At 76.5% G+C, this 25,564-nt stretch carries 24 protein-coding genes and 1 pseudogene; 15 read left to right on the top strand and 10 right to left on the bottom strand.

Features of this window, described 5'->3' with window-relative positions; all coding sequences use genetic code 11:
• The first annotated feature begins 1 nt into the window (after position 1).
• A complete protein-coding gene (locus ACOQFB_RS14510) occupies positions 2-775 on the top strand; it encodes a thiazole synthase (RefSeq protein WP_059439390.1) in 774 nt (257 codons plus the stop codon).
• Positions 776-955: 180 nt separating this feature from the next.
• Here ACOQFB_RS14510 and ACOQFB_RS14505 read toward each other — a convergent pair whose 3' ends face one another.
• The gene (locus ACOQFB_RS14505) at positions 956-1,762 is read right to left on the bottom strand and encodes a hypothetical protein (protein ID WP_421609720.1); all 807 of its coding nucleotides are present in this window, start codon (positions 1,760-1,762) and stop codon (positions 956-958) included.
• Positions 1,763-1,807: 45 nt separating this feature from the next.
• Between ACOQFB_RS14505 and ACOQFB_RS14500 the strand changes: the two genes are divergently transcribed.
• A complete protein-coding gene (locus tag ACOQFB_RS14500) occupies positions 1,808-2,419 on the top strand; it encodes a thiamine phosphate synthase (RefSeq protein ID WP_421609719.1) in 612 nt (203 codons plus the stop codon).
• A gap of 17 nt (positions 2,420-2,436) precedes the next feature.
• Here ACOQFB_RS14500 and ACOQFB_RS14495 read toward each other — a convergent pair whose 3' ends face one another.
• Positions 2,437-3,111 carry a class I SAM-dependent methyltransferase gene (locus ACOQFB_RS14495; protein WP_421609718.1) on the bottom strand — a complete coding sequence of 225 codons (675 nt, stop codon included), beginning with the start codon at positions 3,109-3,111 and terminating at the stop codon, positions 2,437-2,439.
• Positions 3,112-3,211: 100 nt separating this feature from the next.
• Here ACOQFB_RS14495 and queD point away from each other — a divergent pair, with 100 nt between their 5' ends.
• Genes queD through ACOQFB_RS14475 form a run of 4 tightly spaced genes read left to right on the top strand, consistent with a single transcriptional unit; the run spans position 3,212 to position 10,326 of the window.
• Positions 3,212-3,604, top strand: a complete 393-nt coding sequence (gene queD / locus ACOQFB_RS14490; RefSeq protein ID WP_059439394.1) for a 6-carboxytetrahydropterin synthase QueD — start codon at positions 3,212-3,214, stop codon at positions 3,602-3,604.
• Positions 3,605-3,650: 46 nt separating this feature from the next.
• On the top strand, positions 3,651-6,734 hold the full coding sequence (locus tag ACOQFB_RS14485; protein ID WP_494492260.1) for a PD-(D/E)XK nuclease family protein: 3,084 nt from the start codon (positions 3,651-3,653) through the stop codon (positions 6,732-6,734).
• Positions 6,731-8,923 (top strand): UvrD-helicase domain-containing protein, encoded by a 2,193-nt coding sequence (locus ACOQFB_RS14480; protein WP_494492259.1) that lies wholly within the window; start codon positions 6,731-6,733, stop codon positions 8,921-8,923. The genes ACOQFB_RS14485 and ACOQFB_RS14480 overlap by 4 nt, the downstream gene beginning before the upstream one ends.
• Positions 8,860-10,326, top strand: a complete 1,467-nt coding sequence (locus ACOQFB_RS14475) for a PD-(D/E)XK nuclease family protein (protein ID WP_494492258.1) — start codon at positions 8,860-8,862, stop codon at positions 10,324-10,326. Before ACOQFB_RS14480 ends, ACOQFB_RS14475 begins: the two co-directional genes overlap by 64 nt.
• Before the next feature lie 21 nt (positions 10,327-10,347).
• Here ACOQFB_RS14475 and ACOQFB_RS14470 read toward each other — a convergent pair.
• Both ACOQFB_RS14470 and ACOQFB_RS14465 read right to left on the bottom strand, forming a co-directional pair.
• Positions 10,348-10,525: pseudogene (locus ACOQFB_RS14470) on the bottom strand (HNH endonuclease); the annotation flags it as partial.
• Between the two features lie 101 nt (positions 10,526-10,626).
• Complete coding sequence (locus ACOQFB_RS14465; RefSeq protein WP_421610788.1) at positions 10,627-10,926, bottom strand: DUF2795 domain-containing protein; 300 nt, start codon at positions 10,924-10,926, stop codon at positions 10,627-10,629.
• 185 nt (positions 10,927-11,111) lie between these two features.
• Between ACOQFB_RS14465 and ACOQFB_RS14460 the strand changes: the two genes are divergently transcribed.
• From ACOQFB_RS14460 to ACOQFB_RS14445, 4 genes are all read left to right on the top strand, one after another.
• The gene (locus tag ACOQFB_RS14460) at positions 11,112-12,041 is read left to right on the top strand and encodes a class I fructose-bisphosphate aldolase (RefSeq protein ID WP_012525398.1); all 930 of its coding nucleotides are present in this window, start codon (positions 11,112-11,114) and stop codon (positions 12,039-12,041) included.
• A gap of 353 nt (positions 12,042-12,394) precedes the next feature.
• Complete coding sequence (locus ACOQFB_RS14455; protein WP_011421561.1) at positions 12,395-12,913, top strand: DUF507 family protein; 519 nt, start codon at positions 12,395-12,397, stop codon at positions 12,911-12,913.
• Positions 12,914-13,051: 138 nt separating this feature from the next.
• Entirely contained in the window at positions 13,052-13,804 is a 753-nt protein-coding gene (locus tag ACOQFB_RS14450; protein WP_059439475.1) for a hypothetical protein, read from the top strand.
• Positions 13,801-14,157, top strand: coding sequence for a hypothetical protein (locus tag ACOQFB_RS14445; protein WP_421610789.1), 357 nt, complete (start codon positions 13,801-13,803; stop codon positions 14,155-14,157). Before ACOQFB_RS14450 ends, ACOQFB_RS14445 begins: the two co-directional genes overlap by 4 nt.
• Positions 14,158-14,164: 7 nt before the next feature.
• On the opposite strand, the gene ACOQFB_RS14440 is transcribed toward ACOQFB_RS14445, so the two are convergent.
• The 3 genes from ACOQFB_RS14440 to ACOQFB_RS14430 form a co-directional block, all read right to left on the bottom strand.
• Positions 14,165-14,953 (bottom strand): DUF3108 domain-containing protein, encoded by a 789-nt coding sequence (locus ACOQFB_RS14440; RefSeq protein WP_421610790.1) that lies wholly within the window; start codon positions 14,951-14,953, stop codon positions 14,165-14,167.
• Positions 14,954-14,981: 28 nt separating this feature from the next.
• Positions 14,982-16,643 carry a DUF4091 domain-containing protein gene (locus ACOQFB_RS14435; RefSeq protein ID WP_421610791.1) on the bottom strand — a complete coding sequence of 554 codons (1,662 nt, stop codon included), beginning with the start codon at positions 16,641-16,643 and terminating at the stop codon, positions 14,982-14,984.
• A gap of 84 nt (positions 16,644-16,727) precedes the next feature.
• Positions 16,728-17,477: a DUF3108 domain-containing protein gene (locus ACOQFB_RS14430; protein ID WP_059439106.1), complete on the bottom strand. Its 750-nt coding sequence runs from the start codon at positions 17,475-17,477 to the stop codon at positions 16,728-16,730.
• A 353-nt stretch (positions 17,478-17,830) separates the two neighbouring features.
• On the opposite strand from ACOQFB_RS14430, the gene ACOQFB_RS14425 reads away from it, so the two are divergent.
• Positions 17,831-18,043, top strand: coding sequence for a hypothetical protein (locus ACOQFB_RS14425; protein WP_059439105.1), 213 nt, complete (start codon positions 17,831-17,833; stop codon positions 18,041-18,043).
• Here the strand turns inward: ACOQFB_RS14425 and ACOQFB_RS14420 are convergent.
• From ACOQFB_RS14420 to ACOQFB_RS14410, 3 genes are all read right to left on the bottom strand, one after another.
• Positions 18,030-18,701 carry a YggS family pyridoxal phosphate-dependent enzyme gene (locus ACOQFB_RS14420; RefSeq protein WP_421610792.1) on the bottom strand — a complete coding sequence of 224 codons (672 nt, stop codon included), beginning with the start codon at positions 18,699-18,701 and terminating at the stop codon, positions 18,030-18,032. The genes ACOQFB_RS14425 and ACOQFB_RS14420 overlap by 14 nt on opposite strands.
• Positions 18,698-19,282: a Maf family protein gene (locus ACOQFB_RS14415; RefSeq protein WP_421610793.1), complete on the bottom strand. Its 585-nt coding sequence runs from the start codon at positions 19,280-19,282 to the stop codon at positions 18,698-18,700. Before ACOQFB_RS14415 ends, ACOQFB_RS14420 begins: the two co-directional genes overlap by 4 nt.
• A gap of 126 nt (positions 19,283-19,408) precedes the next feature.
• Entirely contained in the window at positions 19,409-20,872 is a 1,464-nt protein-coding gene (locus tag ACOQFB_RS14410; protein WP_494492257.1) for a SurA N-terminal domain-containing protein, read from the bottom strand.
• Positions 20,873-21,001: 129 nt separating this feature from the next.
• Between ACOQFB_RS14410 and mreC the strand changes: the two genes are divergently transcribed.
• From mreC to rodA, 4 genes are read left to right on the top strand one after another with little or no spacing between them, the layout of a single operon-like run.
• Positions 21,002-21,877, top strand: a complete 876-nt coding sequence (mreC, locus tag ACOQFB_RS14405; RefSeq protein WP_421610795.1) for a rod shape-determining protein MreC — start codon at positions 21,002-21,004, stop codon at positions 21,875-21,877.
• Positions 21,874-22,383, top strand: coding sequence for a hypothetical protein (locus ACOQFB_RS14400; protein ID WP_011421551.1), 510 nt, complete (start codon positions 21,874-21,876; stop codon positions 22,381-22,383). The genes mreC and ACOQFB_RS14400 overlap by 4 nt, the downstream gene beginning before the upstream one ends.
• A 1-nt stretch (position 22,384) precedes the next feature.
• Positions 22,385-24,433 (top strand): penicillin-binding protein 2, encoded by a 2,049-nt coding sequence (gene mrdA / locus ACOQFB_RS14395; RefSeq protein WP_421610796.1) that lies wholly within the window; start codon positions 22,385-22,387, stop codon positions 24,431-24,433.
• On the top strand, positions 24,423-25,544 hold the full coding sequence (gene rodA, locus ACOQFB_RS14390; RefSeq protein ID WP_059438132.1) for a rod shape-determining protein RodA: 1,122 nt from the start codon (positions 24,423-24,425) through the stop codon (positions 25,542-25,544). Before mrdA ends, rodA begins: the two co-directional genes overlap by 11 nt.
• The last annotated feature ends 20 nt before the right edge of the window (positions 25,545-25,564 follow it).

Raw genomic sequence — 25,564 nt, 5'->3', positions numbered from 1 at the left:
CATGGCGGACACCTGGAGCATCGGCGCGCACGCGTTCACCAGCCGCCTGCTGGTGGGCACGGGCAAGTACCCCGACTTCCCCACCATGCAGCGGGCGCTCGCCGCCTCGGGCGCCGAGGTGGTGACGGTCGCGGTGCGGCGGCTCGACCTGTCGAAGCACGGCGAGGAGTCGCTGCTCGCCTGGATCCCGAAGGGCATGAAGCTGCTGCCCAACACCGCCGCCTGCTTCACCGCCGAGGAGGCCATCCGCACCGCGCGCCTCGGCCGCGAGCTGGAGATGGGCGACCTCGTGAAGCTCGAGGTCATCGGCGACCGCCGGACGCTGTTCCCCGACGTGGAGGGGCTGATCCAGGCGGCGAAGGTGCTGGTGAAGGAGGGCTTCACCGTCCTGCCGTACACGAACGACGACCCGGTCACCGCGAAGAAGCTCGAGGACGCCGGCTGCGCCGCGGTGATGCCGCTCGGCGCGCCCATCGGCTCGGGCCTCGGCCTGCGCAACCCGTACAACCTCCGCATCATCATGGAGACGGTGAAGGTGCCGGTGCTGGTGGACGCGGGCGTGGGCACGGCCAGCGACGCGGCGCTCGCGATGGAGCTGGGCGCGGTCGCGGTGCTCATGAACACCGCCATCGCCGAGGCGAAGGACCCGGTGCTCATGGCGGAGGCCATGCGCGCCGGCGTCGAGGGCGGCCGGAAGGCGTTCCTGGCCGGCCGGATCCCGATGAAGCTGCACGCCGCGGCGTCCTCGCCGATGAGCGGGCTCATCGGGACCTGAGCCGTCCTCCCTCCCTCGAATCCTCCCTCGACTCCGCACGGCCTGGCGGCCGCGCTACGCTCGGGATGAGCGGGTTGCGATCCGCTCACCCTGAGCGTAGGCGGGCCGCAGGCCCGCCGGAGTCGAAGGGGCCGCAGGCCCGCCGGAGTCGAAGGGCCCGCGCCTGCCGAGCGAGCTGCGCTACCCGGCCGGCTCGAGCGGCGCGACGTCGTCGATGACCGACCGGAAGACGCGCGAGGGCTTGCCCCATCCACCGGCGGTGTACCCGCGGCAGATCTTGTCGTACGCCTCGGGGTGCTGGTGCGGCGCGAACTCCTCCACGGTGCCGCGCAGCGCGTGGCCGCGGTACGTGTCGAGGTCGATCACGGCCCGCGTCTCGAGCCGGTTCGACTTCAGGTTCATGTAGGTCTTCAGCGCGAGCCCGTCGCCGTGGAACAGGGTGAGGCGGCCGTCGCGGACCTCGTGGTGGAAGATGAACCGCGGCGAGATGTTCGCGGTCTCGCCCACGCCGACCAGCGCGTAGCGGACGCTCCCCACGATCTGCACCAGCTCCTCGAACGGCACGTTCTCGAAGAACTTGAGCGTGTACGGGCTGTGGTGGACGGTGAAGATCGAGGCGCCCTTCACCACCAGGCCGTCGCGGTCCTCCTCCAGGAGGTCGGCCGCCACCGAGTTCACCGAGAGCGCGCGGGTCTTCACCTGGAAGCCCTGGTACTGCTCGACGCGGGTGAGGTGGACGGTGATGCACTCGCCGCGGGCCGGCGTGCGCGCCAGCGGCCCGGCGAGGCGGAGGCGCAGCTCGCGGCCGGTCGGGCCCGGCTCGATCCCGAGCACGCGGTTGACCGAGACCGCGTTGTAGGTGCCGCCGAGGCTGGTGGTGCCCATGAAGGACAGCACCTTGTCGAACTTCACCGACGGGAAACGGGGGGCCTGCTTCGCCTTCTGCGCTTCCAGGAAGGCGAGGAAGCTCTGGAGATCGCTCGACACGGATGCTCTCCTCGCGCAGGATGCTGCCGGAGGCGGAGATTACGGATGGAGGTCCCCGTTGTCCACCTGATCACGGACCGGCGGCTCGCTTCCTCGCTGCCGGCCCGCGCGGCGGCGGCCCTGCGCGGGCTGCCCCCCGGGATCGCCGCGATCCACCTGCGAGAGAAGGACCTTTGCGGTCTGGATTTGCTGCGCCTCGCGCGCGCGCTCGCCGCGGTCTGCCGCGACGCGGGCCAGCGGCTGCTCGTGAACGATCGGCTGGACGTGGCGCTCGCGGCGGGGGCCGACGGCGTCCACCTCCCGTCGGCGGGCGTCTCGCCGGCGGACGCGCGGCGCTTGCTCGGCCCCGCGGCCCTGCTGGGCGTCTCGTGCCACTCGGAGGCGGACGTGCTCCGCGCCCGCGCGGGCGGGGCGAGCTTCGCCACGTTCGGGCCGGTCTACGACACGCCCTCGAAGCGGCCCTACGGCGCGCCGGTGGGCGTCGGCGCGCTGCGCGCGGCGGCGCGGCTCGGGCTCCCGCTGGTCGCGCTCGGCGGGGTGGACCCGTCGCGCGTCGCCGAGGTGCGCGCCGCGGGCGCGCACGGCGTCGCGGCCATCCGCGCCTGGCTCACCGGCGACGATCCCGCCGGCGCCGTGCGCGCGCTCCTCGGCCGCTGATCGCGCGCGCCGTGCGCTCAGCCGGCGCGCCGCAGCGACAGGAAGTACTGGTACGGCAGGAACGCGTGCTCCTCCGCCAGCTCCAGCCCGGCCTCGCGCGCCGCGGCGAGGAAGTCCTCGCGCGACACCTTGTGATCCGGCGGCGGGCCGACCGGGAGCTCGCCCGGCTGGAAGTCCACGTTCACGAGCCGCCCGCCGGGCTTCAGGCGCGAGGCGAGCCGGCGAAGGTCGGCGGCGCCGTCGTGGAAGTGGTGGAACGTGTTGACGACGAGGATCGCGTCGCACGGCTCGGGCGGCAGGGCCGGCGCGCCGTCGGTGGAGAGCAGCGGGTGCACGTTCTCGACGCCGGCGGCGCGGGTCCGCTCGCGCAGGAGCTCGATCATCCGGGGCTCGACGTCGACGGCGTACACGCGCCCCCGCGGCCCCACCGCGCGCGCCATCCGCAGCGAGAAGTAGCCGGGGCCGGCGCCCGCGTCGCACGCCACGCCGCCCTCCGGCAGCCGGAGCGCCTCCACCACCGCGTCCGGCTTCTGCCATTCGGCGCGGTCCGCGCCCTCCAGCTTGGCGAGGTATGCGGCGAGGTCCTCCGGGTTCCCGTGCCGGTCCCGGCCCGGCGCGTGATCGCCGTGCCCGTGCCCGTGCTGGTGGCCGCCATGTCCGTGCCCGCCGCCGTGGTGTCCGTGTCCGCTCATGGTCCCTGGGAGCCCTTTCCCGCCCCGGCGGTTCGCGCCGGCGGCGCCGCGGCCGAAGCGGGGTGCACGCCGGCCGGTGCCCGGGTATATTGCCGCGCGCATGGGCAGTCCCGTCTACGAGATCTCGAAGGACTTCGTCTTCAGCGCCGCGCACCAGATCCGCTTCCACGGCGGGAAGTGCGAGCGGCTGCACGGCCACAACTGGCGCGTCCGCGTGCACGCGCGCGCCTCGGCGCTGAACCGGATCGGGATGGTGATCGACTTCGCCGACCTGCAGCGGCTGGTCGCGGAGGTCGGGTCCCGCTTCGATCACCAGAACGTCAACGAGGTGGCTCCGTTCGACCAGGAGAACACCACCGCCGAGCTCATCGCCCGGTTCTTCTACCAGGAGATGTCGCGGCGCCTCGCCGAGCTGGAGGGCGGGCGCGTGACGGTGTCCCGCGTGGACGTCTGGGAGAACGAGGGCTCGCTGGCGGTCTACCGCGAGGAGTGACCGCGGCGGCGCCCTCGGGCGTCAGCCGCGCGCGGTAGGGTCGGGCGTGCCCGTCCTCTGCCTGGTCCCCACGCCGCTCGCGGCGGTCCGTGCCGCACGCCGGCTGTGCGACGCGCAGGGCGGGCTCCTGTTCGGGCCCTCGGTCTCCACGATCGATCGCCTCGTGCCGGGCCTGCTCGCCGCCTCCGGCGACCGGCGCGCGGTGCTGCCGCCGCTCGCCGAGCGGCTGCTGGCGGCCGGGGCGGGGGCGGAGGCGGGCGGTCCGTTCGCCGGGCTGCGCGCGTCGAGCGGCCTCGCCGCCGCGCTCGCGGCGGCCCTCGCGGAGCTGCGCCGCGCCGAGGTGACGGCGTCCGACGCGCGCGCCGCCGCGGAGGAGGGCGACCTGCCCGCCGCGGCCGCCGGCCGGATCCGGGCGCTGGCGGACGCGCTGGCCGCGTACGAGGCGCGGCTCGCCGCGCTCGGCGCCCTCGATCGCGCCGGGGCGGCCCGCACCGCCGCCGCGGCCGCGGCGCGCGGGGCCGCCTCGCCCGAGACCGCCGGCCTCGACCTGCTCCTGCTCGACGGCCACGTCGCGCTCGCGCCGGCGGAGTGGGACCTCGTCGCCGCGCTCATGGCGCGCGCCCGGCGGAGCCGCGTCCACCTCCCGTACTTCCCGGAGCGGCCCGACCTGTGCGCGCCCGCCGAGCCGCTGCTCCGGCGGCTCGAGGCGCTCCACGAGGTGGCCTCCCGCCGCGACGTGGAGCTGGTCCTGCCGCACGTGGACGGCGCCGACCGCGCCGGCCGGCCCTCCGCGCTCCTGGCCGCGTTCGCCGGCGGGCGGGGCGCCGGCCGGGCCGGCGGGCCGGAGGGCCACGTGCTGGCGCTGCCCGGCGCGGGCGAGGCGGGGGAGGCGGAGGCGGTCGCCGAGGCGGTGGAGCGGCTCCTGGCGGGCGGGCTCGCGCCGGAGGACGTGGCGGTGGTCTCGCCGGCGCCGCGCCGGGCCGGCCCCGCGCTCGCGCGCGCGCTCGCCGCGCGCGGCATCCCGTTCGCGTCCGGTCGCGGCCCCGCGCTCGCCGAGGTGCCGCTGGTGCGCTGGGCGCGCGAGGCGCTGGCGGCGGCCGGGGGCCTGGGCCGCGCGGCCGCGGAGCGGCTGCTCTCGAGCGGCTGGCTCGCGGCGCCCGGCGGCGGCGCGGTGGGGCCGGTTCTCGACCGCGCCGGCGCGCTCGACGGGCGGGGGCCGCCGGCGGCGGCGCTGCGGCGGCGGCTGGCCGGGCTCGGGGGCGCCGCCGGGCGCGAGCGCGCCGCGGTGGCGCGGGCCGCCGGCGCGGTCGAGGCGCTGGAGGCCGCGCTCCGCCCGCTCGCCGCGCCCGGCACGGCCCGCGCCCACGCCGCGCGCCTGTCGGCGTTCCTGGACGCGTCCGGCCTCCGGCGGCGGGCCGCGCGCGGGCCGCGGGCCGAGGTGGCGCGCGACCTCGCCGCGCTGGCCGGCCTGGAGGAGGCGGCGGAGGCGGTGGTGCGCGCGTCCGCGCTGCTCGGCGAGGGCGGCGCGGCGCTCGCGCCGGCGGCGTTCCTGGAGCGGCTGGGGCTCGCGCTCGAGCAGGCGGCGCTCCCGCCCGGCCCGGAGCCGGCGGCCGGCGCGGTGGAGCTGTCCGGCCTCGACGAGGCGCCCGGCCTCTCGGCGCGGGCGGTCGTGGTCACCGGCGCCGGCCGCGGCGCCTTCCCCGCCGCGCCGCCGCCCGAGCCGCTCCTGCGCGATCCCGAGCGGCTCGCGCTGAACCGCCGGCTGCGGCGCGCCGCGGTGGCGCCGGCCGGCGCGCGGCGCGCCGAGGCGACCTACCGCGCGTTCGCGGCGCTCGCGGCCGGCCGCGAGGTGGTCGCGATCACCTGGGCGGCGCCCGGCCCCGCCGGCGACGGCGGCCCGCTCGCGCCGCTGGCGGCCGAGGCGCTGGCCGCCGCCGGCGCGGAGGTCGCCGCGCCCGCGGCCGAGCCGCCGCTGGCGCGGGCGCGCACGGTCCGCGCGGCGCTGCGGGCCGCGGCGCGCGCAGGGGACGCCGGCGCGGCGGCGCTCGCCGGCACCGCGCTCGGGCCGCGCGCCGCGGACGCGCTCCGGCGCGGCGCCATCGAGGCGGCCCGGCGCGACGCGGTGCTGGCGCGCCGGCCGGCGCCGTTCGCGGGGCAGGTGGACGCGCCCGCGCTCGCGGCGCTCGCGGCCGCGCTCCCGGAGGAGTGGGCTCCCACGCGGCTGGAGGGCTTCGCGCGCTGCCCGTTCCGCGGCTTCCTGGCCCAGGTGCTGCGGCTCCCGGATCGCGCCGCCGCCGACCTCGACATCGACCCGCGCGACGAGGGCAGCCTCCTGCACGCGGTGCTGGAGCGCTTCGTGCGCGGCCGGATGGAGCGGCGCGCCTGGCCGCCGGACGGCGGCGAGGCCGACCTGGCGGAGATGCGGGCCGCGGCGGCCGAGGCGTTCGCGCGGTTCGAGCGCGAGGGGCGGACCGGCGACCCCGCCGCGTGGGCGGCGCGCCGGGAGGCGGTGCTGGCGCGGCTCGACCGCGTGGTGCGCGCCGAGGCGCGCGACCACGGCGGCCTCGCGCCCGCGGCGGTGGAGCTGCGCTTCGGGCGCGGCGGGCCGCTGCCGGCGCTGGAGCTGGCCTGGGACGGGGAGCGCGTGCGGCTGGAGGGGCGGGTGGACCGGATCGACGCCGGCCCCGGGCGCCTGCTGGTGGTGGACTACAAGAACGCGCGGAACGGCGACGCGTACGCGGACGGGCTCGACCCGGAGGCGTTCGGCGACGCCGCGTTCCAGATCCCCGCCTACCTGATGGCGGCGGCGCGCGCGTTCCCGGGGCGGCCGCGGCTCGAGGCCACCTACGCGCTGCTCCGCCGCGCCGAGCGGCTGGACCCGGTCGCGCTCGACGCGGGCGATCCGCTGCTCGCGGCCGCGCCGCCGGCGCCGGTGCCGGGCGAGCTGGAGGGACCGCGGCCGTTCGCGGCCGCGGTGGTGGAGACGGTCCGGCAGGTCCGCGCCGGCGCGTTCCCCATCGCCTCGCGCAGCTGCGACGGCTGTCCGTTCGGCGCGGTGTGCCGGTTCCAGGGCACCGCCGCGCTCGCAGGCCGCGGCGCCGCCGCCGCCGGGAAGGACGCCGCGCCGTGAGCGGGAAGGTGACGTTCGGCCCGGCGGCGCAGGCGCTGTTCCGCCTGGAGGCGCCGACGGCGGTGTCGGCCGGCGCGGGCTCGGGCAAGACCACCGCGCTGGTGGAGCTGTGCGTGCGGCTCCTGGAGGGCTCCGCGCTGGGCTCGCCGTGCGAGCCGCGCGAGCTCGCCGCCATCACGTTCACCGAGAAGGCGGCGGAGGAGCTGGAGGAGCGGCTCCGCGGCGCGGTCGCGGCGCGCGCCCGCGCGGCGCGCGAGGCGGACCCGGACTCACCCGAGGCCCGCGCCTGGCTGGAGCGGCTGCACGGGCTCGACGCGATGGCGGTGGGCACCATCCACGGCTTCTGCGGCCGGCTCCTGCGCGAGCACGCGCCCGAGGCCGGGCTCGATCCCGAGGTCGCGGTGCTCGACGAGGACCGCGCCTCCGGCTGGATCGCCGCGTCGGCCCAGGCGGCGGTGGTGGCGGCGCTCGACGCCGGGCGCCCCGCGGCGCGCGCGCTCGCGGCCGGGCTCGGCGCGGCGCGCGGCGGCCTCCCCGCGCTGGTGGGCGGGCTCCTGCGCGAGCGCGCCACCCGCGGCGACGGGGGGCCCGTCCTGCTCGCGCCCGCCGACGAGGAGGCCGCCCTCGCCGCCCGCGCGCGGCTCGACGCGGCCGCGCTCGCGCTGCTCTGCGTCCGCGCCGAGGCCGCGACCGCCGGGGCGCGCGCGCTCGTCGAGGCGGTCGCGCGCGCCCGCGAGGCGCTCCGGCCCGGCGATCTCGACGGCGCGCTCTCCGCCGGCGCGCTGGCGCGGCTGGGCGGGCTCGCGGACGCGCTGCGCGGCAAGCGCGTGCTCAAGGCGGACGGCCCGGCGCTGCGCGAGGCGCGCGAGGCGCTCGCGGCCGCGTGGGAGGCGCTGGAGCCGCTCGCGGCGGGGGTGCTGGCGGCGCCGCAGCAGGCCGAGCTGGCGCGGCTGGTGGAGGACGCGGAGGCGCGCTACGCCGCGCGGAAGGCCTCGGCGCGGGCGGTGGACTTCGACGACCTGCTGCTCCGCGCGCGCGACCTCCTGCGCGCGGAGCCCGGGGTGCGGGCCGAGCTGCGCGGGCGGCTGCGCGCGCTGCTCGTGGACGAGTACCAGGACGTGAACCCGGTGCAGCAGGAGGTGTTCGAGCTCGTCGCCGGCCCCGGCGGCGGGCCGGCCGGGCCGGTGCTGGTGGCGGTGGGCGATCTCAAGCAGTCGATCTACCGGTTCCGCGGCGCCGACGTGGCGGTGTTCGCGCGCCTCATCCGCCGCCTGGACGCCGGGGAGGGGCGGGTGCTGCACCTCTCCGAGAACCACCGCTCCGCGCCGGCGGTGCTCGACCTCGTGAACGAGGTCTCCGCGCGCGCGTTCCGCCCGCCGCCCGGCGCGCCGCCGCGCGACGACGAGCTCGTGTTCGGCGAGCACGACCGGCTCGTCCCCACGCGCCCCGAGGCGCTCCGGCCGGCCTGCGAGGTGCTGGAGGACGGCGCGGAGGGGAACGCCGCCGAGCGGCGAGAGCGCGAGGCGGAGGCCATCGCGGCGCGGATCGGGGCGCTCGTGTCCGGCGCGGCGGGGGTGGACATCCGCGAGCGCGACGGCGTCACCGCGCGCCGCCCGCGCTTCGGCGAGGTGGCCATCCTGTTCCGGCGACTCACGCAGATCGCGCCGTACGAGCGGGCGCTGCGCGCGCCGCCGGCATCCCGTACCGGCTGGCGCGCGGCGGCGGCTTCTACCAGGCGCCGGAGGTGCGCGACCTCGGCGAGCTGCTCGCGGCCCTCGCCGACCCGTCGGACGCGGTGGCGTGGGCCGCGCTGCTCCGGTCGCCGGCGTGCGCGGTGTCCGAGGGATCGCTGCTGCTGCTCGCCCGCGCCGGGCTGGGCCGGCTCCCGTGGCTCTCGCCGGCGGAGCTGGCCGCGGAGGTCGATCGCGCCGCGGCCGGCGCGGCCGCCCAGGGCGTCGTCGAGGCCGTCGCGGCGCCCGCGCCCGGCACGACCCCGCTCCCCGACGCCGCGCCGCGCGCGATCCCTGCGGACGAGTGGGCCCGCCTGCTCCGGCTGCTCGCCGCGTACCGCGGGCTGCACGCGCTCCGCGACCGGGTGCCGGTGGGCGAGCTGTGCGCGCGCGCGGTGGAGGCCCTGGACCTCGACGCCGCGCTGCTCGCCGGCCCCGACGGCGAGCGGCGCGCGGTGAACCTCGAGAAGGCGCTCGCGCTCGCCGCGCGCTTCGGCGAGGACGGCGGCACGCCCGCGGAGCTGGCCGGGCACCTGCGCGCCCAGGCGGCCCGGCCGCCGCGCGAGCCCGAGGCCGAGCTGGAGGCGGCCGACGCGGTGGCGCTCCTGTCGGTGCACCAGGCGAAGGGGCTGGAGTGGCCGGTGGCGTTCGTGCCCGACCTGGGCGCGCGGGCCCGGGCCGACCTGCGGCGCGCGCTGCTCGATCGGGAGGGGCGGCTGTGCGTGGCGCTGTTCGACCCCGCCCGCGAGGCGTTCGTCGAGACCGCCGCGCTGGCGCGCGCGCGGGAGGACGACAAGCGCTCCGCCGCGGCCGAGTCGCGGCGGCTGCTGTACGTGGCGCTCACGCGCGCCCGCGACCTGCTGGTCCTCTCCGGCGAGGGCTCCGGCGCCGAGACCTGGCGCGGGCTGGTGGAGGCCGGGCTGGCGGAGCGGCCGGAGCTGGCGCGCCGGATCCCCATGGCCGAGGTGAGCGCGCCCGGCGCTGCGCCGGTGACGCTCGCGCCCGCCCCGGGGCCGATGGTCGAGCCGCTCGCGCCGCCGCCGCTGGCGCCCCCCGCGCCGCCCTCGCCCGTCCGCGCCGCCGTCACCGAGCTGGCGGAGTACGCTCGCTGCGCGCGCCGCCACCTGCTCGGCCGCGTGCTCGGGATCCCCGAGCCGCGCGGCGCCCCCGGCGTGCCGCCCGGCGACGACCCCGGCCGCGCCACCGCGCGCGGCACGCTCGCGCACGCCATGCTGGCCGAGACCGATCTCGGCGCGCCGCCGCTCGAGCGCCGGGCCCAGCTCGCCGCCGCCGCCGCGCGCCGCGGCTACGACCCCGCCGGCCCCGGCGTGCGCCGGATCCTGCTGGAGGTGGCGCGGTTCGCCGAGTCGCCCGGCGAGCGCGAGCTGGCGCTCGCCGCGCGCGAGGGGCGGCTCTCGCGCGAGGTCCCGTTCCTGCTGCGCCTCGGCCCCGGCGACGGCGCGCCGCCCGTGTACCTCGTCGGCGCGCTCGACGCGCTGGTGCAGGAGCGGCGCGGCGGCGGGCTCACCGTGGTGGACTACAAGTACGCGACGCCGAGGGCCGGCGCCGCGGAGCGCTACCGGCTGCAGCTGCTCGCGTACGTGCTCGCCGCCGCCCGCGCCCACCCCGGCGCCCGCGTCCGCGCCCGCCTGCAGTTCCTGCGCGGCGACCACCGGACCGTGGACGTGACCCCCAGCTCGAGGGAGCTGGAGCGCTTCGAGCAGGAGGCCCCGCGCCTCGCCGCCGAGGCCCGCAAGGGCGCCGAGCCGTCCCCCGCCGAGCTCGGTCGCGACGAGGCCCGCTGCCGCGCCGAGGGCTGCGGGTACGTCCCGCGCTGCTTCCCGCGCCGGCACGGAGCCTGAGCGAACGGTTACGGTCCGTGAGCGGACGCTCCTCCGCGGCGTGGCGGCCCGCGCGCGATCGGCGAGGAGCAGTTCCAGCGCCGACTCGAGGACGTTCTCGCGTGGTGCCCGGCATGGCATGCGAGAGCGCATCGCGCGCGGCGTCGAGCTTCTTCAGGAACGCCTTCGAGACGGTGAGGTGCATGCGTGCCGAATCGCCGCGTCAGCGGGCGCGCGAGGTCACGGGCCCCGCGGAGCGGGGTGGGGCCCCGCGGCCCCTTCGACAGGCTCAGGGTCCGTGGGGCGGGGCGCAGCCCCGTTCTACGGATGCCGGGTCGGATTGGCGCCCGTCTCCACCGCCTCCTTCCCCAGGTCCTCCCGGTGCCGCACGTCCGTCCGGTGCATCCCGAAGCGCGCGCTCCCCTCGCCGAACTCCCGGAGCACGTCCGACGGGCTCGTGTACGTCCGGTCGGGCAGCGACCGCAGGAAGTTGATGGCGTCCGCCGGCGCGCCGGCCTCGGCCGCCGCCGACGCCAGCTCGTCGCGCGTGATCGGGTACTCGACCGCCGACAGGATCGCCGAGGGGCTCCGCTCCGGACGCTCTCCCACTCCACGGGCCATGGTTGCCTTCCTTTCGGGTGGACCAGGAGAACCTGCGCAGCCCGCGAGGAGAGGGCGAGGCGCGGCCCGGCGGCCGCCGGCTTTTCCCCTTGCCTCGTTCGGGCACGGGTCCGTAGATTGCGGGCGAAATTCAGGCACCGCCCCCGAGCCACCGACACCGCCAACCGAAATCGCTGGAGAGAGAGATGCCCGAGCACACGACCGAGCGCGTGAAGCAGATCCTGTCCTGGTACGGATCGGACAACCCCGGGACGCTGGCGAACCTGCACCGCATGCTCATGCACGGCAAGCTGGGCGGCACCGGCAAGATGGTGATCCTGCCGGTGGACCAGGGCTTCGAGCACGGGCCGGCGCGGTCGTTCGCGAAGAACCCCGACGGCTACGATCCCGACTACCACTTCCAGCTCGCCATCGACGCGGGCTGCAACGCCTACGCGGCCCCGCTCGGCTTCATCGAGGCGGGCGCGGCGAAGTTCGCGGGCCAGATCCCGCTCATCCTCAAGCTCAACAACTCCGACTCGCTGTCGAAGATGGGCGGCGCGCCCTGCTCGGCGGTGACCGCCTCCGTGAAGGAGGCCGTCCGGCTGGGCTGCTCCGCGGTCGGCTTCACCATCTACCCGGCCTCCGACGCGCGGAACACGCAGCTCGAGGAGCTCCGCGAGATCACCCAGGAGGCGAAGTCGATGGGCCTCGCGGTGGTGGTGTGGAGCTACCCGCGCGGCTCCGGCGTCTCCAAGGACGGCGAGACCGCGGTGGACATCAGCGCGTACGCCGCGCAGATCGCCGCGCAGATGGGCGCCCACGTCATCAAGGTGAAGCCGCCCAAGGACCTGGTCGAGCTGGACGCGGCCAAGAAGGTCTACGAGGAGCAGAAGATCCCCACGAAGACGCTGGCCGAGCGCGTGCGCCACGTGGTGCAGAGCGCGTTCAACGGCAAGCGCATCGTGATCTTCTCGGGCGGCGAGGCGAAGGGCACCGACGCGGTGCTCGAGGAGATCCGCGGCCTGAAGGAGGGCGGCGCGTTCGGCTCGATCATGGGCCGCAACGCGTTCCAGCGCCCGAAGGCCGAGGCGCTGAAGCTGCTGTCCGAGGTGATGAAGATCTACGCCAGCTAGCGTCGCACGCGCCGGCGCGGGTCCAGGGGGCGGCGCCGCCGGGCGCCGCCCTCGCCGTTTCCGGGGAGGCGCCGCGCGGCGTTCCGCCCGAGGGCGGCCGCCGCCGCGGCGCCGGCGCGCGCGCCGATCGCCCGCCTGCCGTACGTAACGTGAACTCGTCGGGCCCGCGCGGGGCCGGGCCCACGGGGGCCGATGCGCGCCCGTCCCGCGGCATGGAACATGCCAGAAGCCGCTGTTTTCTCTTGCCTATGAAGGCAGGCGGGGTTTATACGGCTTTACCTTTTGTTTCGCGGTCTTCGCACCGGCATCCGGCCCGCGGCGCGGACCGCGGCGTCGAGGCAAGGACACACTCCATGCGGCTTTACCCGAAGGTCATCCCGACGATCGCCCGCGAGGTCGTACAGACCCTCATGCAGGACGGCGACGTGGAGGTGGAGACCCTGCGCATCGCCGACGCCGAGATGGACATGGCGGCGATCATGAAGGAGTACCTCGCCGCGGAGGAGCGGGTGAACGCCGCCACGCGCGAGGCGCTGGAGCGCCGCGGCTACGATCACTCCCGGTTCAACCAGGTGAAGCGCGAGATGGCGGACGTCCGCGGCTTCAAGATGGGCGACGAGGGGATCGAGTACGTCATCGGCCAGATGATCGAGTTCCTGCTCATCTCCCGGAACGTGGAGGAGGTCTTCTCCGAGGACCACGTCCTCCGCAAGAAGGTCTTCAACATCTTCAAGAAGCACCTCGACGTGGACGAGGAGATCGACCGCGAGGCGCGCGCCCGGCTGAAGCACCTGCAGGAGGGCACCGCCGCCTGGGACATCGAGTACCAGAAGACGGTCGAGCTGCTCCGCCGCTCGCGCGGGCTCATCTAGCCCGCCGGCTCCACCGCGCGTCACCCACGGCCCGCCCACGGCGGGCCGTCGCGTGTCCGGCCCCCGGCGCCGCCGCCGGAAAGTTGACCTTCGATATCGCCCGATTACCGTGGACCCTCGGTGCGGAGGGTGGCGGCGATGGCGCGGGCGGATCGGTTCTACCGTGGGGTCCGCGGGAGCGCGGCGCTCGCCACGCGCCCGCTCGACGCCGGCGCGGTCGGCGCCGAGGCGCTCGAGCCCGGCGAGATGCGCCGCCTGCCGTTCGAGGGCGAGCTGCTCGGCGCCGCCCGGGTGCGCGCCGGCTTCGTCGCCATCCCGCTCGACGCGTTCGACGCGGCGGCCACCGCGCTGGAGGCCGAGGAGCAGGCCGCGTACCTGCACCTGCTGCGGCTCTCGTTCGGCGAGGGGCGCAACTGGTGCCGCGCCGCCAAGCGCGACCTCATGGCGCGGCTGCGCCTGTCCGAGCGCCGGCTGCTGCGCGTCCTCGACGCCCTGGTGGAGCAGCGCTTCGCGCGCCCGCTCCACCGCGACAACCGCGGCACGCTCTGGCGCGTGTACCTGCCGCGCGAGGCGGCCGGCCGGGCGCCGGGGGACGAGGTGCTGCTCGGCCGCGCCATGCCCGCCGCGCTCCCGGTCCGGGCGCCCGACGTCCCCGCGCCCGCCGCCCGCGCATCCGCCGCGCCGCCGCCGCCCGCCGCCGCCGGGCCGGAGGCCGCGCTCGCCTGCGCGCTCCGCGACGCCCGCGGCGAGGAGGGGCCGGACGCGCTGGGCCGTGCCCTCCGCGACGTGCGCGACCTGCTCGCCGAGGGGCAGAGCGCCTCGCGCATCGCGGCCGCCATCGAGACCGTCCGACGCCGCGCCGCGCGCGCGGCGCAGAAAGGCCAGCCATGAGCCGCCTGCCCGCCGTCGCCCTCGCCGAGTCCCTGGAGCCCGAGGCCGTCGAGGTCTCCCCGGCCGCTCCGGGCGCCGTGGACGCGCTCCGCCGGCGCCTGGCCGGCTCCACCGCGCGCGAGCACGTGGTGCTCGACTTCCTGGAGGACGACCTGCGCGAGGCGCGCGCGGCGCTGTCCGCGGTCGCGGCGTACGTGGCGAACGTCGAGGCGGCCCTCTCCGACGGCGAGTCGAGCCAGCAGCGGCTGCTGTCGCTCGCGCTGGGCGGCGCGCCCACCGAGCGGCTCGACTACCTCTCCGGCGTGCTCGGGAGCGTGCGCCGCCGGCTGGCGCAGGTCGCCGCGCGGATGTGAGGTCGGGCTACGGCGCGCGCGCGCCGTGGACGCTCGCCAGCATCGCGCGCACCGGCCCGAGGTCGATCTCGCTCACCGCCGCCACCAGCAGGCGGCGCCCGTCGTTCGAGAACCACAGGTGCAGCGGCCGCGCCCGCGCGCCCGGGTCGTCCGCGCGGCGCGCCACCGCGTCCACGCGCAGCGTCTGGAACCGGCCGGCGGGCGTGTCCACCGGCTCGATCTTCCGCGCGACCGTCCCCTCCAGCCGCCAGAAGCGCCGGTTCGCCACCAGGTCGAAGCAGAACGCCTCGCCGGGCGCGAGCCGCGCCGCGCGCAGCAGGTAGACCGCCGAGAGCGGGTCGAGCACGTGGCCCTGGCGCGGGTACGCGGTCTTCCCCTCGCGGTCGCCGTAGCGGTACGCGACCACCACCTCGCCGGCCGGCGGCGCGAGGCGGGTGTCGCTCACCTTGCGGACGCCGTTCTCCAGCGCCTCGTCGCGGTACCGCTCGGGCAGGAGCGTGTCCGCGTCCACCCACGAGAACCCGACCGCGGTGACGTTCTTGAGCGCGGCGAGGGACGCGTCGGTGCGCGCGCGGGCGCGCAGCGGGACGACGCGCCCGCCGGACATGGGGCGCTCCACCGAGAGCTGGAGCGTGCCGGTGCGCACCATGCCGAGCAGGTCGAGGTCGAACGTGAGCGTCTCGCCCGGCCCCCAGGGGCGCGCCCCGGCGGCGAGCGGCGGCGGGCCGCAGGCCGGGGCGGCCGGCGTGGCGGAGGGAGCGAGCAGGGCGAGCGCGAGCAGCGCGGCGGGGGTCATCTGCGCCGCCCCCCGCGCGCGCCGGCGCTCAGCGGGCCGCGAGCCGCCGGGCGAGCGCGTCCCCCAGCCGCCGCCGCGCCGCGAGCCAGCGGGCCGGGTCGCGCTCCCACCCGCGCGGCGCCGGCACCAGCCCCTCCGCCGTCGCGCCGGCCAGGCCGCCGAGGCCCGCGGCGGAGGCGAGCCGCAGGAGCTCCACGTCCTCCAGCGCGTCGCGGACGATCTTGAGCCGGATGGACTCCACCGGGAACGGGTGCGTCCCGCCGAGCTCGGCCGGCCGCCCCGGGTAGAGCAGCGTCCCGTCGCCATTCCCCGCGAACGCGCGCACGTCGGTCCAAGGGTCGCCTCGCCAGGCCTGGAGCATATCGTAGTAGAGCTCGCCGGAGAGGCCGCGCCGCCAGCCGAGCCAGGCCACCGCGCGCGCGGCCGCGCCGGGCCGGTCGATCTCGTAGCCCGGCCAGCCGGTGAACGTGCGGAGCATCTCCGCGCGGAGCGGGCCGCCCCCGGGCAGCTCCGCGCACCCGTGCGACATGCAGGACGCGTAGGAGAAGGCCACGCGCGGCGGCGCGCGCCCCTCCGGCAGCGCGTTCAGCACCGGCGCGAAGGCGTCCACCAGCCCGTCCAGCGCCGGCTGCGGCAGCGTGGTGGCGAACACGCGGATGCCGGCGGCGCGGGCGAGCCGCGCGCGGCGGGCCAGCTCGCCGAGCTGCTCCGGCCGCGGCTCGTCGAGCGTGTAGAGCCAGAGCCGGTCCGCCCAGCCGCGCGCCTCGAAGTGCGCCCGCCAGGCGCGGAGCGTGGCGGCGAGGTCCGCCTCCGGGCCGTCCCAGACGCGCCCGGCGATGCGCACCTCGGCGAACGCGCCGCGCACGCCGGGCACCAGCGTCCCGTCCAGCACCGGCCCGACCTCCGCGTCGTAGCGCGTCCAGTCGAGCGCGCAGCGCCCCGCCGTGCAGGCGCCGTCGGGCGGGTCCGCCGAGAGCGTGAAGGGCGTCACCCGGTGGCGCAGCGCGGCCGCGGCGAGCGCGCGCGCCACCTCGGGATCGTCCGGCACGCCCAGCGCGCGGGTGCCGAGCCGGGTGGAGAGGCCGAACGGCGCGGCGAAGGTGCCGGTGCGCGGGATCGCGAACGGCCACACCCGCAGCCGCACCGGGACCGCGGCGGCGCGCCGGCCGCCCGCCGCGAGCCGCACCACGCCCGCGTACGTGCCCGGCGCGGCGTCCTGCGGGACGCACACCTCCACCCAGATCGCCTGGAGCCGGCCCGCCGCGACCTCCACCGGGAACGCGCGGCGCGCCTCGCGGAACCAGGCGTCGCGCACCGGGACGAGCGGGTCCGGCCACTCCCCGGCGGCGCCGTCCGGCCCGCTCGGGCGCGCCAGGCGCACCGTGGCCACGCGGTAGAGCGCGACCGGGATCCGGCGCCCGCGGCGGCGCTCGTCGGGGCGGAGCGGCGCGGCCTCGGCGCCGAGCGCGAGCGGGGCGCCGCGGGGCCGCACCGCCACCTGCGCCGACTCGCACTCGCCGCGCGCCGCCACCATGTCCACCGCGCGCGCGGCGGGGAGCGGATCCGAGGGCCGGAGCTTGTCGAGGCCGCTCGCCACCGCCCACTCGAGCGCCGGCTCCGCCGGGGCCCGGGGGACCGGGCCGGGGCGGGCGAGGGCGAGCAGGGCGAGCAGGAGCGCGGGGGCGGTCACGCCGCGAAGGTGGACGCCCGGCCTCGCGGGCACAAGCGAGCGCGCGGGCTCACCCCGCGCGTGCGCCGCCCGGGCGGGCGGTCCTCAGCGGGCCGCCGCCACCTCGCCGCCGGGCCGGTAGCTCTTCAGCGTCGCGACGATGCTGCCCACCGCGAAGTCGGCGGAGGCGCGGACCAGGATGTGGCGCGGGTCGTCGGAGAGCCACATGTACGAGTCGCGGCTGGTCGAGAACTTCCCCTCCAGCGCGGTGCGGACCTTCACCTTCAGCGTGGGGAACGTCCCGGCCGGCGTCTCGATGCGCTCCTGGCCGACCACCTCGGCCACGAGGGTGAACTGCTTCGACCCGGAGACCACCGGCAGCTCGTACCGGTGCCCCATGGTGAGCGGCTGCAGGCGGATCCACATGAACGCGCTGGTCAGGTCGTGCGCGTCGGCCGCGATGGGGAAGGTCTTCTCCTTGCGCTTCCCCTTCCGCTGCACGACCACCGTCGCCTGCCCGTTCGCCCGGTCGAAGCGCGCCGAGTCCACGTGGTAGTCGCCGACCTCGTACGCCTTCAGGTCGGAGCCGCGGCTCATCCGCGCCGTGGCGTCCCAGTACGAGACCAGGTGCTCGCGGATGTCGATGAACCCCGCCACGCCCTCGGTCTTGGCCTGGAAGATCACCGGCCAGACGTCGCCCTCGGGCTGGCCGACCACGATGCGCCCCTCACCCGTGGGGAGGTTCAGGTACCGCACGCTGAAGACCGTCTCCTCGCCCGGCGCGAAGGCGTCGGCGCGCGAGGCGGGGACCGCGGCGAGGAGGGCGGCGAGGGCGAGGGTCCAGGTCTTGGTCATTGCGGCGGATCTCCAGTCGCTTCTTCCGAGCCACGCCGCGCGCGAAGCGGTGCGCGGTCACCCGGAGACAGAGCAAGGCCGGTGCCACGTCCGCGCCAGCCGGACATTCTTCGGGATTCGAAGGCCGCTGCGCAACGACTGATGCGGGAGCGCGACAGGCGTGTCGCGCGTCCGACACGGTCGCCCGGCCTTCGGGGGTGGTCCCTCCGACCAGAATGGACGGGAGGGTCCCCCGCATTCCCACCCCCTCGCGCGAGGGACGCGGCCGGGCGCCCGCTCGCTCGCGCCTCACCCCGAACTGGTCTAGGCTCGCGCCGAGCCGCGGCCGGGCGCGCGGCGGAGGGAGCAGCGCGGTGCCGATCGATCGCGGGTACGAGGACGACGACGTCGAGTCGGACGAGGGGAGGGGACGGCGGTTCCAGGACTTCGACTGCCCGGACTGCGCCGCCAACAACCCGTACGACGACGGCTTCGGCGACGGCGACGAGGTCCGCTGCTTCTACTGCGGGCAGGACTTCTCGGTGGTGGTGACCGAGGCCGGCCGCCTGCGGCTCAAGCCGCTGTAGCCGGGCCGGCGCCGCCGCGCGCGCCGTGCGGCGGCCGCGCGCCGAAGATGGCGGTGCCCACGCGGACCAGGGTCGCGCCCTCCTCGACGGCGATCCGCCAGTCGGCGCTCATCCCCATCGACAGCTCGCGCAGGCCGAACCGGTCGCGCAGCGCGCGGAGCGCGCGGAAGTGCGGGCGCGGGTCGTCGGCGGGCGGCGGGATGCACATGAGCCCCGCCAGCTCGATCGACGGCAGCGCGCGGACCGCGGCCGCCAGCGCCTCGACGCGGTCCGGCGGGCAGCCCTCCTTCGACGCCTCGCCGCCGACGTTCACCTCGAGCAGCACGCGCGCGGTGGCGCCCTTCTGCCCGAAGCGGCGCGACAGCTCGGCCGCCAGCTCCTCCCGGTCCACCGCGTGGACGAGCGCCACCCGGCCGGCGAGGTACTTCGCCTTGTTCGTCTGCAGGCCGCCGATGAAGTGCCAGCGCAGGCCGGGGAGGTCGGCGAGCGCGTCGGCCTTGGCGCGCCACTCCTGCGCGTAGTTCTCGCCGAAGTCGCGCTGGCCGGCGGCGTACGCCTCGCGGATCGCCTCGGGCGGCTGCGTCTTCGAGACCGCGACCAGCGTCACGCCGGCCGGCAGCTCGGCGCGGATCGCGGCGAGCCGTTCGGCGATGCTCACGGCCGCTCCCACGGCAGCGGGAAGCCGGCGCGGCGGAGCAGCGCGGCGGTCTCGGCGAGCGGCAGGCCCACCACGTTCGACACGCTGCCGCGGACCTCCTGCACGAACGCGCCGCCGGCGCCCTGGATGGCGTAGGCGCCCGCCTTGTCGAGCGGCTCGCCGGTGCCGACGTACCAGTCGATCTCGGCGTCGCCGAGCCGCGCGAAGGCGACCTCGGTCGCGACCACGGCGTCGAGCTCGACGCCCAGCGCGCTCGCGTTGCGCCGGACGCACACGCCGGTGAGGACCTCGTGGCGCGTGCCGGAGAGCGCGCGGAGCATCCGCCGGGCGTCCTCGGCGTCGCGCGGCTTCCCGAGCACCTCGCCGCCGAGCACCACCGCGGTGTCCGCCGCGAGCACCACGTCGCCGGGCACCGCGCGCGCCTTCTCGCGCGCCACGCGGAGCACGTAGTCCCGGGGCGCCTCGCCGGGCAGCACGCGCTCGTCGGTGTCCGCCGGGCGGACCTCCAGCTCGAGGCCGAGCTGCCCGAGCAGCTCGCGCCGGCGGGGGCTCTGCGACGCGAGGACGAGCCGGGGCGCCAAGCGCGGCCCTCCGCCGCTAGGGCTGCGGCGCGGCGGGCTGGGTCGCGCCGAGCAGCGCCACGTTCTCCTCGATCCTCGCCTTCCCGCGCAGCTCCTCCAGCCAGGCGCGGCGCACCTGCTCCGCCTTCATGCCCTGGAGGGGGCCTCGATGCCGGCGCGCTCCGCCTCGAACTTCGCCGGATCCGGCGACTCGCGCAGCTCGACGGCGGCGATCACCGGGCCGCTCGGCGTGTCGAAGACCTTCGGGAGCACCTGGCCCGCCTTCGCGGCGAGCGCGGCCTGCGCCAGCTCGGGGGCCGCGCCGATGCGCGGCACCACCGGCGAGCCGGCGCCGAACGGCCCGGTCTCCTCGGCGGCGAGCACGGTGCCGCCCAGCGTGACCTGCTTGCCCTTGCCGGCGGGCGGGAACTGCTCGCCGAGCGCCTTGCCCTTGCGCGCCGCGTCCAGCGCGGCCTGCGCCTTCTCGCGGGCCAGCGCCTGCGCGCGGTCGCGGGCCAGCAGCTCGCGGGCGATGTCGAGGCGGGCCGCCTCGAGCGTCACCTGGCGCGCCGGGGCGACCTCCTCCGCGCGGATGAGGTGCCAGCCGGCGGGGGTGCGCACCGGGTCGGAGACCTCGCCCGCCTTCAGCGCGAGCGCGGCCTTGGCGAACGCGGCGTCGGCGAGCCCCTCGGAGACGAAGCCCAGGTCGCCGCCCCGGTCCTTGGTGTTCGGGTCGTCGGAGAGCGCCGCGGCCACCTTGCCGAAGTCCTCGCCCTTCTTCACCCGCGCCGCCGCCTCGTCGATCTTCTTCCGCGCGGCCGCCTCCTCGTCGGCGGAGGCGCCCGGCGCGACGCGCGCGAGCACGTGGCGGACGTGGACCCTGGCCTTCTGGTCGTAGCGGTCGGCGTTCTCCTTGTAGAACGCCTCGACGCGCGCGCCCTCCTTGTCCGCGAAGGCCTTCGCGTCCGCGTCGGACACCTTCACCTCGGCCTGCGCCGCGGAGACGGGGAACCGCACGAACTGCAGCGCGGCGCGGTCGGCCGAGGCGGCCCACTGCGCGCGCACCTCGGTGGCGGGCACCTTCACCGTCTCGACGAGCGCGCCCAGGATCTTCTGGTAGAGCAGGTCGTCGCGGACCGCCGCCTCGAAGTTGCCGGGCGAGCCGTAGTTCGCGCGGACCGCCTCGAGGTAGGTCTCGTAGCGGAACTGGCCGTTCTCCTGGAACGCCGGCATCTGGTGGACCGCCTCGGACACCTCGCGGTCGGTGACCACGACGCCGCGGCGCCGCGCCTCCTGCAGCGCCAGCTCGCGGTCCACCAGCACGCCCAGCGCCTGCCGGCCGAGGCCGAGCTGCGCGGCGAGCTCGCGGGTGAAGCCCTCACCCGCCTGTTGCTGGTAGAAGCGGAGCAGGTTCTCGTACTGCCGCTCGAAGTCGGCGGCCGAGATGCTCTTGCCGTTGACCCGGGCGGCGTAGGCCGGGGCGCCGCCGCAGCCGGCGCCCCCCTTGGACAGCGAACCGGGACCGAAGTTGATGGCGAACACCACCACGATCCCGAGGACGATGAGCCAGGAGAGGATGCCCTTCTTGTTGGCCCGGACGATATCGAGCATGAAGCGATGCTCCGAGTTGTTGTAAGACGAACGCCCTGGAAAGGGGTGGGCGCCGCGAAGTTGAACACCCTAGTCAACAAGGGCTAAAATGCAAGGGTTTTTGGCCCTGCTGGAGTCTCCGGAGTCCCCGTGTTCGCCTTGCTCAAGCGGTACCGCGAGCTGATCCTGGTCGCGGTCCTGCTCCTCGTGCCCCTCGGGGTCTTCTTCGCCCACGCAAAGCAGCCCAGCGAGCGCACCCGCCTGGATCGGGTGGTGCTCTGGATCACCTACCCGGTGCAGCGGGTGGTGGCGTGGGGCGTCACCGGCGTGCTCGACGGGTGGCGGGGATACGTCGCCTTGCGTCACGCGCAGGAGCGCGCGGCCGACCTGTCACGGCAGGTGAACCTGCTCCAGATGGAGAAGCAGCAGCTGGTCAGCGAGCGCGCCGAGGCGGAGCGGATCCGCAAGCTGCTCGCGTTCGCGCAGGCCACCCCCGAGCGCACCTACGTGGGCGGGCGGGTGATCGGCGTGCGCCTCGGCACGGCCGGCCTGCAGATCGTCACGCTCGACCGCGGCGCCGCCGACGGCGTGGACCGCGCCATGCCCGCGGTGGTGGCGGAGGGCGTGGTCGGGCGGGTGCACTCGGTCACCGACCACACCGCCGACGTGCTGCTGCTCACCGATCGCAACAGCTCCATCGCGGTGCGCGTGGACCGCACCCGCGCGCGCGCCAACGTGCGCGGCACCGGCAAGCCCGACGGCTGCAAGCTCGACTATGCGCTCCGCACCGAGGACATGATCGAGGGCGACCAGCTCGTCACCTCCGGCACCGACGGCGTGTTCCCGCCCGGCCTGCCGGTCGGCCGCGTCACGCACCTGCAGCGCAGCGCGAACGGCCTGTTCCAGGAGGCGCAGGTGATCCCCGCGGTGGACGTCACGCGCGTCGAGGAGCTGCTGGTGATCACCTCGGCGGAGCGCGCCGTCGAGGCGCAGCCCTCCGCGTACGCGCCGGGAAGCCAGCGGTGAAGCCGCTCGCGCACGTCGTGTTCGCCCTGCTGCTGGCCGGGCTCCAGGCGGCGGTGCTCCGCTGGGTGGGCGGCGGCGCGTTCTCGGTCTCGCTGCTCGCCGCCTGCATCGTCTACCTCGGCCTGCAGGGCGGGAACGTGGACGGCTCGGTGGCCTCGGCCGGGGTCGGCTACGTGCTCGACCTCATGACCGGCTCGCCCAAGGGGCTCATGACCTTCCTGGCGGTGGCGGTGTTCGTGCTCGCCCGCGGCGCCGGCGCCGCGGTGGACGTGCGCGGGCGGGCCGGCTTCGCCGCGCTCTCCGGGCTGGGCGCGCTGACGCTCTCGCTCGGCGCCCTGCTGCTCACCCGGCTGACCTCGGCCCCGGAGGTGCAGCCCGGCGCCGCGCTCCTGCCGCGCATGCTCCTCGAGGCGCTCCTCACCGCCGCGGCGGCCCCGCTGGTGGCGGCGGGCATGCGCCGCATCGACGGCCTGTTCCACCGCGAGGAGCCGGGGCTCCTGCGCTGACATGTCGCTCATCCCGCCCAGCGCGCCCGGTGCGGCGCAGAAGGAGTTCCGGCCGCGCCTGGCGTGGGCCACGGGTCTCGTGGTGCTCGTGTTCCTGACGCTGCTCGGGCGCCTGTACCAGCTCCAGATCCTCCGCGGCGACGAGTACAAGGAGCGCGCCGACGAGAACTTCGTGAAGGAGCTGCGCATCCCCGCCGACCGCGGGCTGATGCTCGACCGCAACCGGCGCGTGCTGGTGGACTCGCGGCCCTCGTACGACGTGACGCTCACGCCGTACTTCTGCGGCAAGCAGTGCGACGAGATCCTGGCGCGGGTGGCGGCGCTGCTCCAGATGTCGCCCGAGGAGGTGGCCCGGGCGCAGGGGCAGCTCCGCTCGGCGCGCAAGCTCGAGCGCTTCCGCCCGTTCACCGTGAAGGTGGACATCACGCGCGAGGAGCTGGACCGGTACCTGGCGCGCCAGATGGACCTGCCCGGCGTGGACGTCCAGCCCATCCCGCACCGCAACTACCGCTTCGGCGGCCTGGGCGGCCACCTCATCGGTTACATGAACGAGGTCGGGGGCGAGGAGCTGAAGCGGCTCAACGAGGAGCTGCAGCGCACCGCCTCGCCGCAGGGCCCGTACTACATGGGCGACTACGTCGGCCGCCGCGGGCTGGAGCGCCGCTTCGAGCGCGACCTGCGCGGCGTGGACGGCAAGGAGCGCGTGCCGGTGGACGCGAAGGGGCGCCGCAAGGAGGACGCGGACGACCTCATCCCGCCCGACCAGCGCGTGGTGCCGAGCGTGCCCGGGCGCAACCTGGTGCTGTCCATCGACTGGCGCCTGCAGGAGTTCGCCGAGAAGACCTTCCCCGCCACCGCCGGCGTGGTGCTGGCGATGGACGCGAAGACCGGCTTCCTGCTGGCGCTGGTGGACCGCCCGGCGCCGGACCCGAACAAGATGTCCGGGCGCATCACCTCGGCGGAGCTGGCCGCGATCCACTCCGACCCGCTGCAGCCCGAGCTGTTCCGCGCCATCCAGCAGCACTACCACCCCGGCTCCACCTTCAAGGCGCTCACAAGCATCGCGGCGCTGGAGGAGGGGGTCTACAAGCCGAACACCTCGGTGTACTGCCCCGGCCACTTCACCATGGGCCGGGCGCGCTGGCGCTGCGACAAGGACAGCGGCCACGGCTACGTGGACTTCGAGCACGCGCTGGGCGCGAGCTGCGACGTGTTCTTCTACCAGGCGGGCGCGCAGCTCGGCGCCGACGCCATCGCGAAGTGGGGCCACCTCTCCGGCCTGGGCGTGCCCACCGGCTTCGACATCGCCGGCGAGGTGCCGGGCGTGGTGCCCGACGCGGCCTGGCACGACAAGCACCAGGCCGGCGGCTACCAGCGCGGCATGGCGGTGAACCTCTCCATCGGGCAGGGCGACGTGAACGTCACGCCCATGCAGCAGCTCGTGTTCTACGGCGCGCTCGCCACCGGGAAGCTCTGGAAGCCGCAGGTGGTGCTGCGGGTCGAGGACCCGGACGGCAAGGTGGTGCAGGCGTTCGCGCCGGAGACGCGCGGCACGCTGCCCATCAAGCCGTCCACGCGCGACACGGTGCTGAAGGGGCTGCTCGCGGCCGTGAACCAGCCGTTCGGCACCGCCTACTCGCAGCGCTCCCCCGACTACGTCATGGCGGGCAAGACCGGCACGGCGCAGGTGGTGAAGCTGGGCGCGCGGCGGCTCAAGGCCTCGCAGGTGTCGTACTTCGAGCGCGACCACGCGTGGTTCGCGGCGTTCGCGCCGGCGGAGGATCCGGAGATCGTGGTGGTGGTCCTGAACGAGCACTCGGGCTTCGGCTCGTCCAACGCGGCGCCGACCGCGTCGGCGCTGGTGAAGCGGTACATGGAGCTGAAGGCGGAGGACGCGGCCGAGCGGGCCGGGCCGGCGCAGGGGCCGGCGCCCGAGGCGGCGCCGCCCGCCGCGCCGCCGGCGGCGCCGCCGCCGGGGACGATCGAGCCGGCCAGGCTGGGCGCGCGCGGCGCGTCCGCCGCCGTGCCGGGGGTGGACCGTGGCGCCTGACGTCTCGCTCGCGGCCACGCCGCACCGGCGCGTGTTCGCGCACTTCCCCTGGCACCTCGCGCTGATCGTCCTGTCCATCTCGGCGATCGGGATCTGGAACCTCTCCTCCGCCTCGCGCAGCGCGCACGCGCCGGTCTGGATCTCGCAGACCTGGTGGATGGGCGCCGGCGCGGTGCTGGCGCTCGCCATCACGCTGGTGGACCACCGCGCGTTCCACCGCATGGCCTGGGTGTTCTACGCCGTCGTGCTGGTGCTGCTCGTGCTGGTGATGGTGAAGGGGCGCTACGTGATGGGCGCCCGGCGCTGGCTGACCATCGGCCCGGTGAACTTCCAGCCCTCGGAGCTGGCGAAGCTGTCGGTGGCGCTCGCGCTGGCGAGCTTCTTCGCGTCGGACGCGGAGCGGCGGAAGGACGGCTACGGGCTGCTGCGCCTGGTCGTGCCGATGCTGATCGCGCTCGTCCCGGCGGTGCTCATCCTGAAGCAGCCGGACCTGGGCACCGCGCTCATCGTGCTGTCGGTCGGCTTCACCCAGATCCTGTTCGCGAAGGTGCGCTGGAAGACGCTGGCGCTGCTGGCGGGCGTGGCGGTGGTCGGGTCGGTGCTCGTCTACCCGCACCTGAAGCCGTACCAGAAGAAGCGCGTCGAGACGTTCATCAACCCGGAGGCGGACGCGCTCGGCGCGGGCTACCACGCCACCCAGTCGATGATCGCGGTGGGCTCGGGGCAGGGGCTGGGGAAGGGCTGGGGGCAGGGCACGCAGACGTACCTGTCGTTCCTCCCGGAGCAGCACACCGACTTCATCTTCTCGGTGTGGGCCGAGGAGCACGGGTTCGTGGGCTGCCTGCTCCTGCTCGCGCTCTACTTCGCGCTGGTGACGAGCGCGATGGACGTCGCCGGGAACGCGCGCGACCGGTTCGGCCACTTCCTGGCGGTGGGGCTCACCGGGATGCTGTTCTGGCACGTCGCCATCAACATCGGGATGGTGATCGGCCTGCTGCCGGTGGTGGGGGTGACGCTCCCGCTGATGAGCTACGGCGGGTCGAGCGTGATCGTCATCTACAGCGGGATCGGCCTGCTCGCGAACGTCGGGATGCGGCGGTTCGTGAACTGAGGGTGACGCCTGCCGCGCCT

The organism is Anaeromyxobacter sp. Red801 (assembly GCF_049201065.2).
Lineage (GTDB): Bacteria > Myxococcota > Myxococcia > Myxococcales > Anaeromyxobacteraceae > Anaeromyxobacter.
Note: the sequence above shows the minus strand (reverse complement) of the source record. Positions and strands in the feature narration are given on the sequence as shown.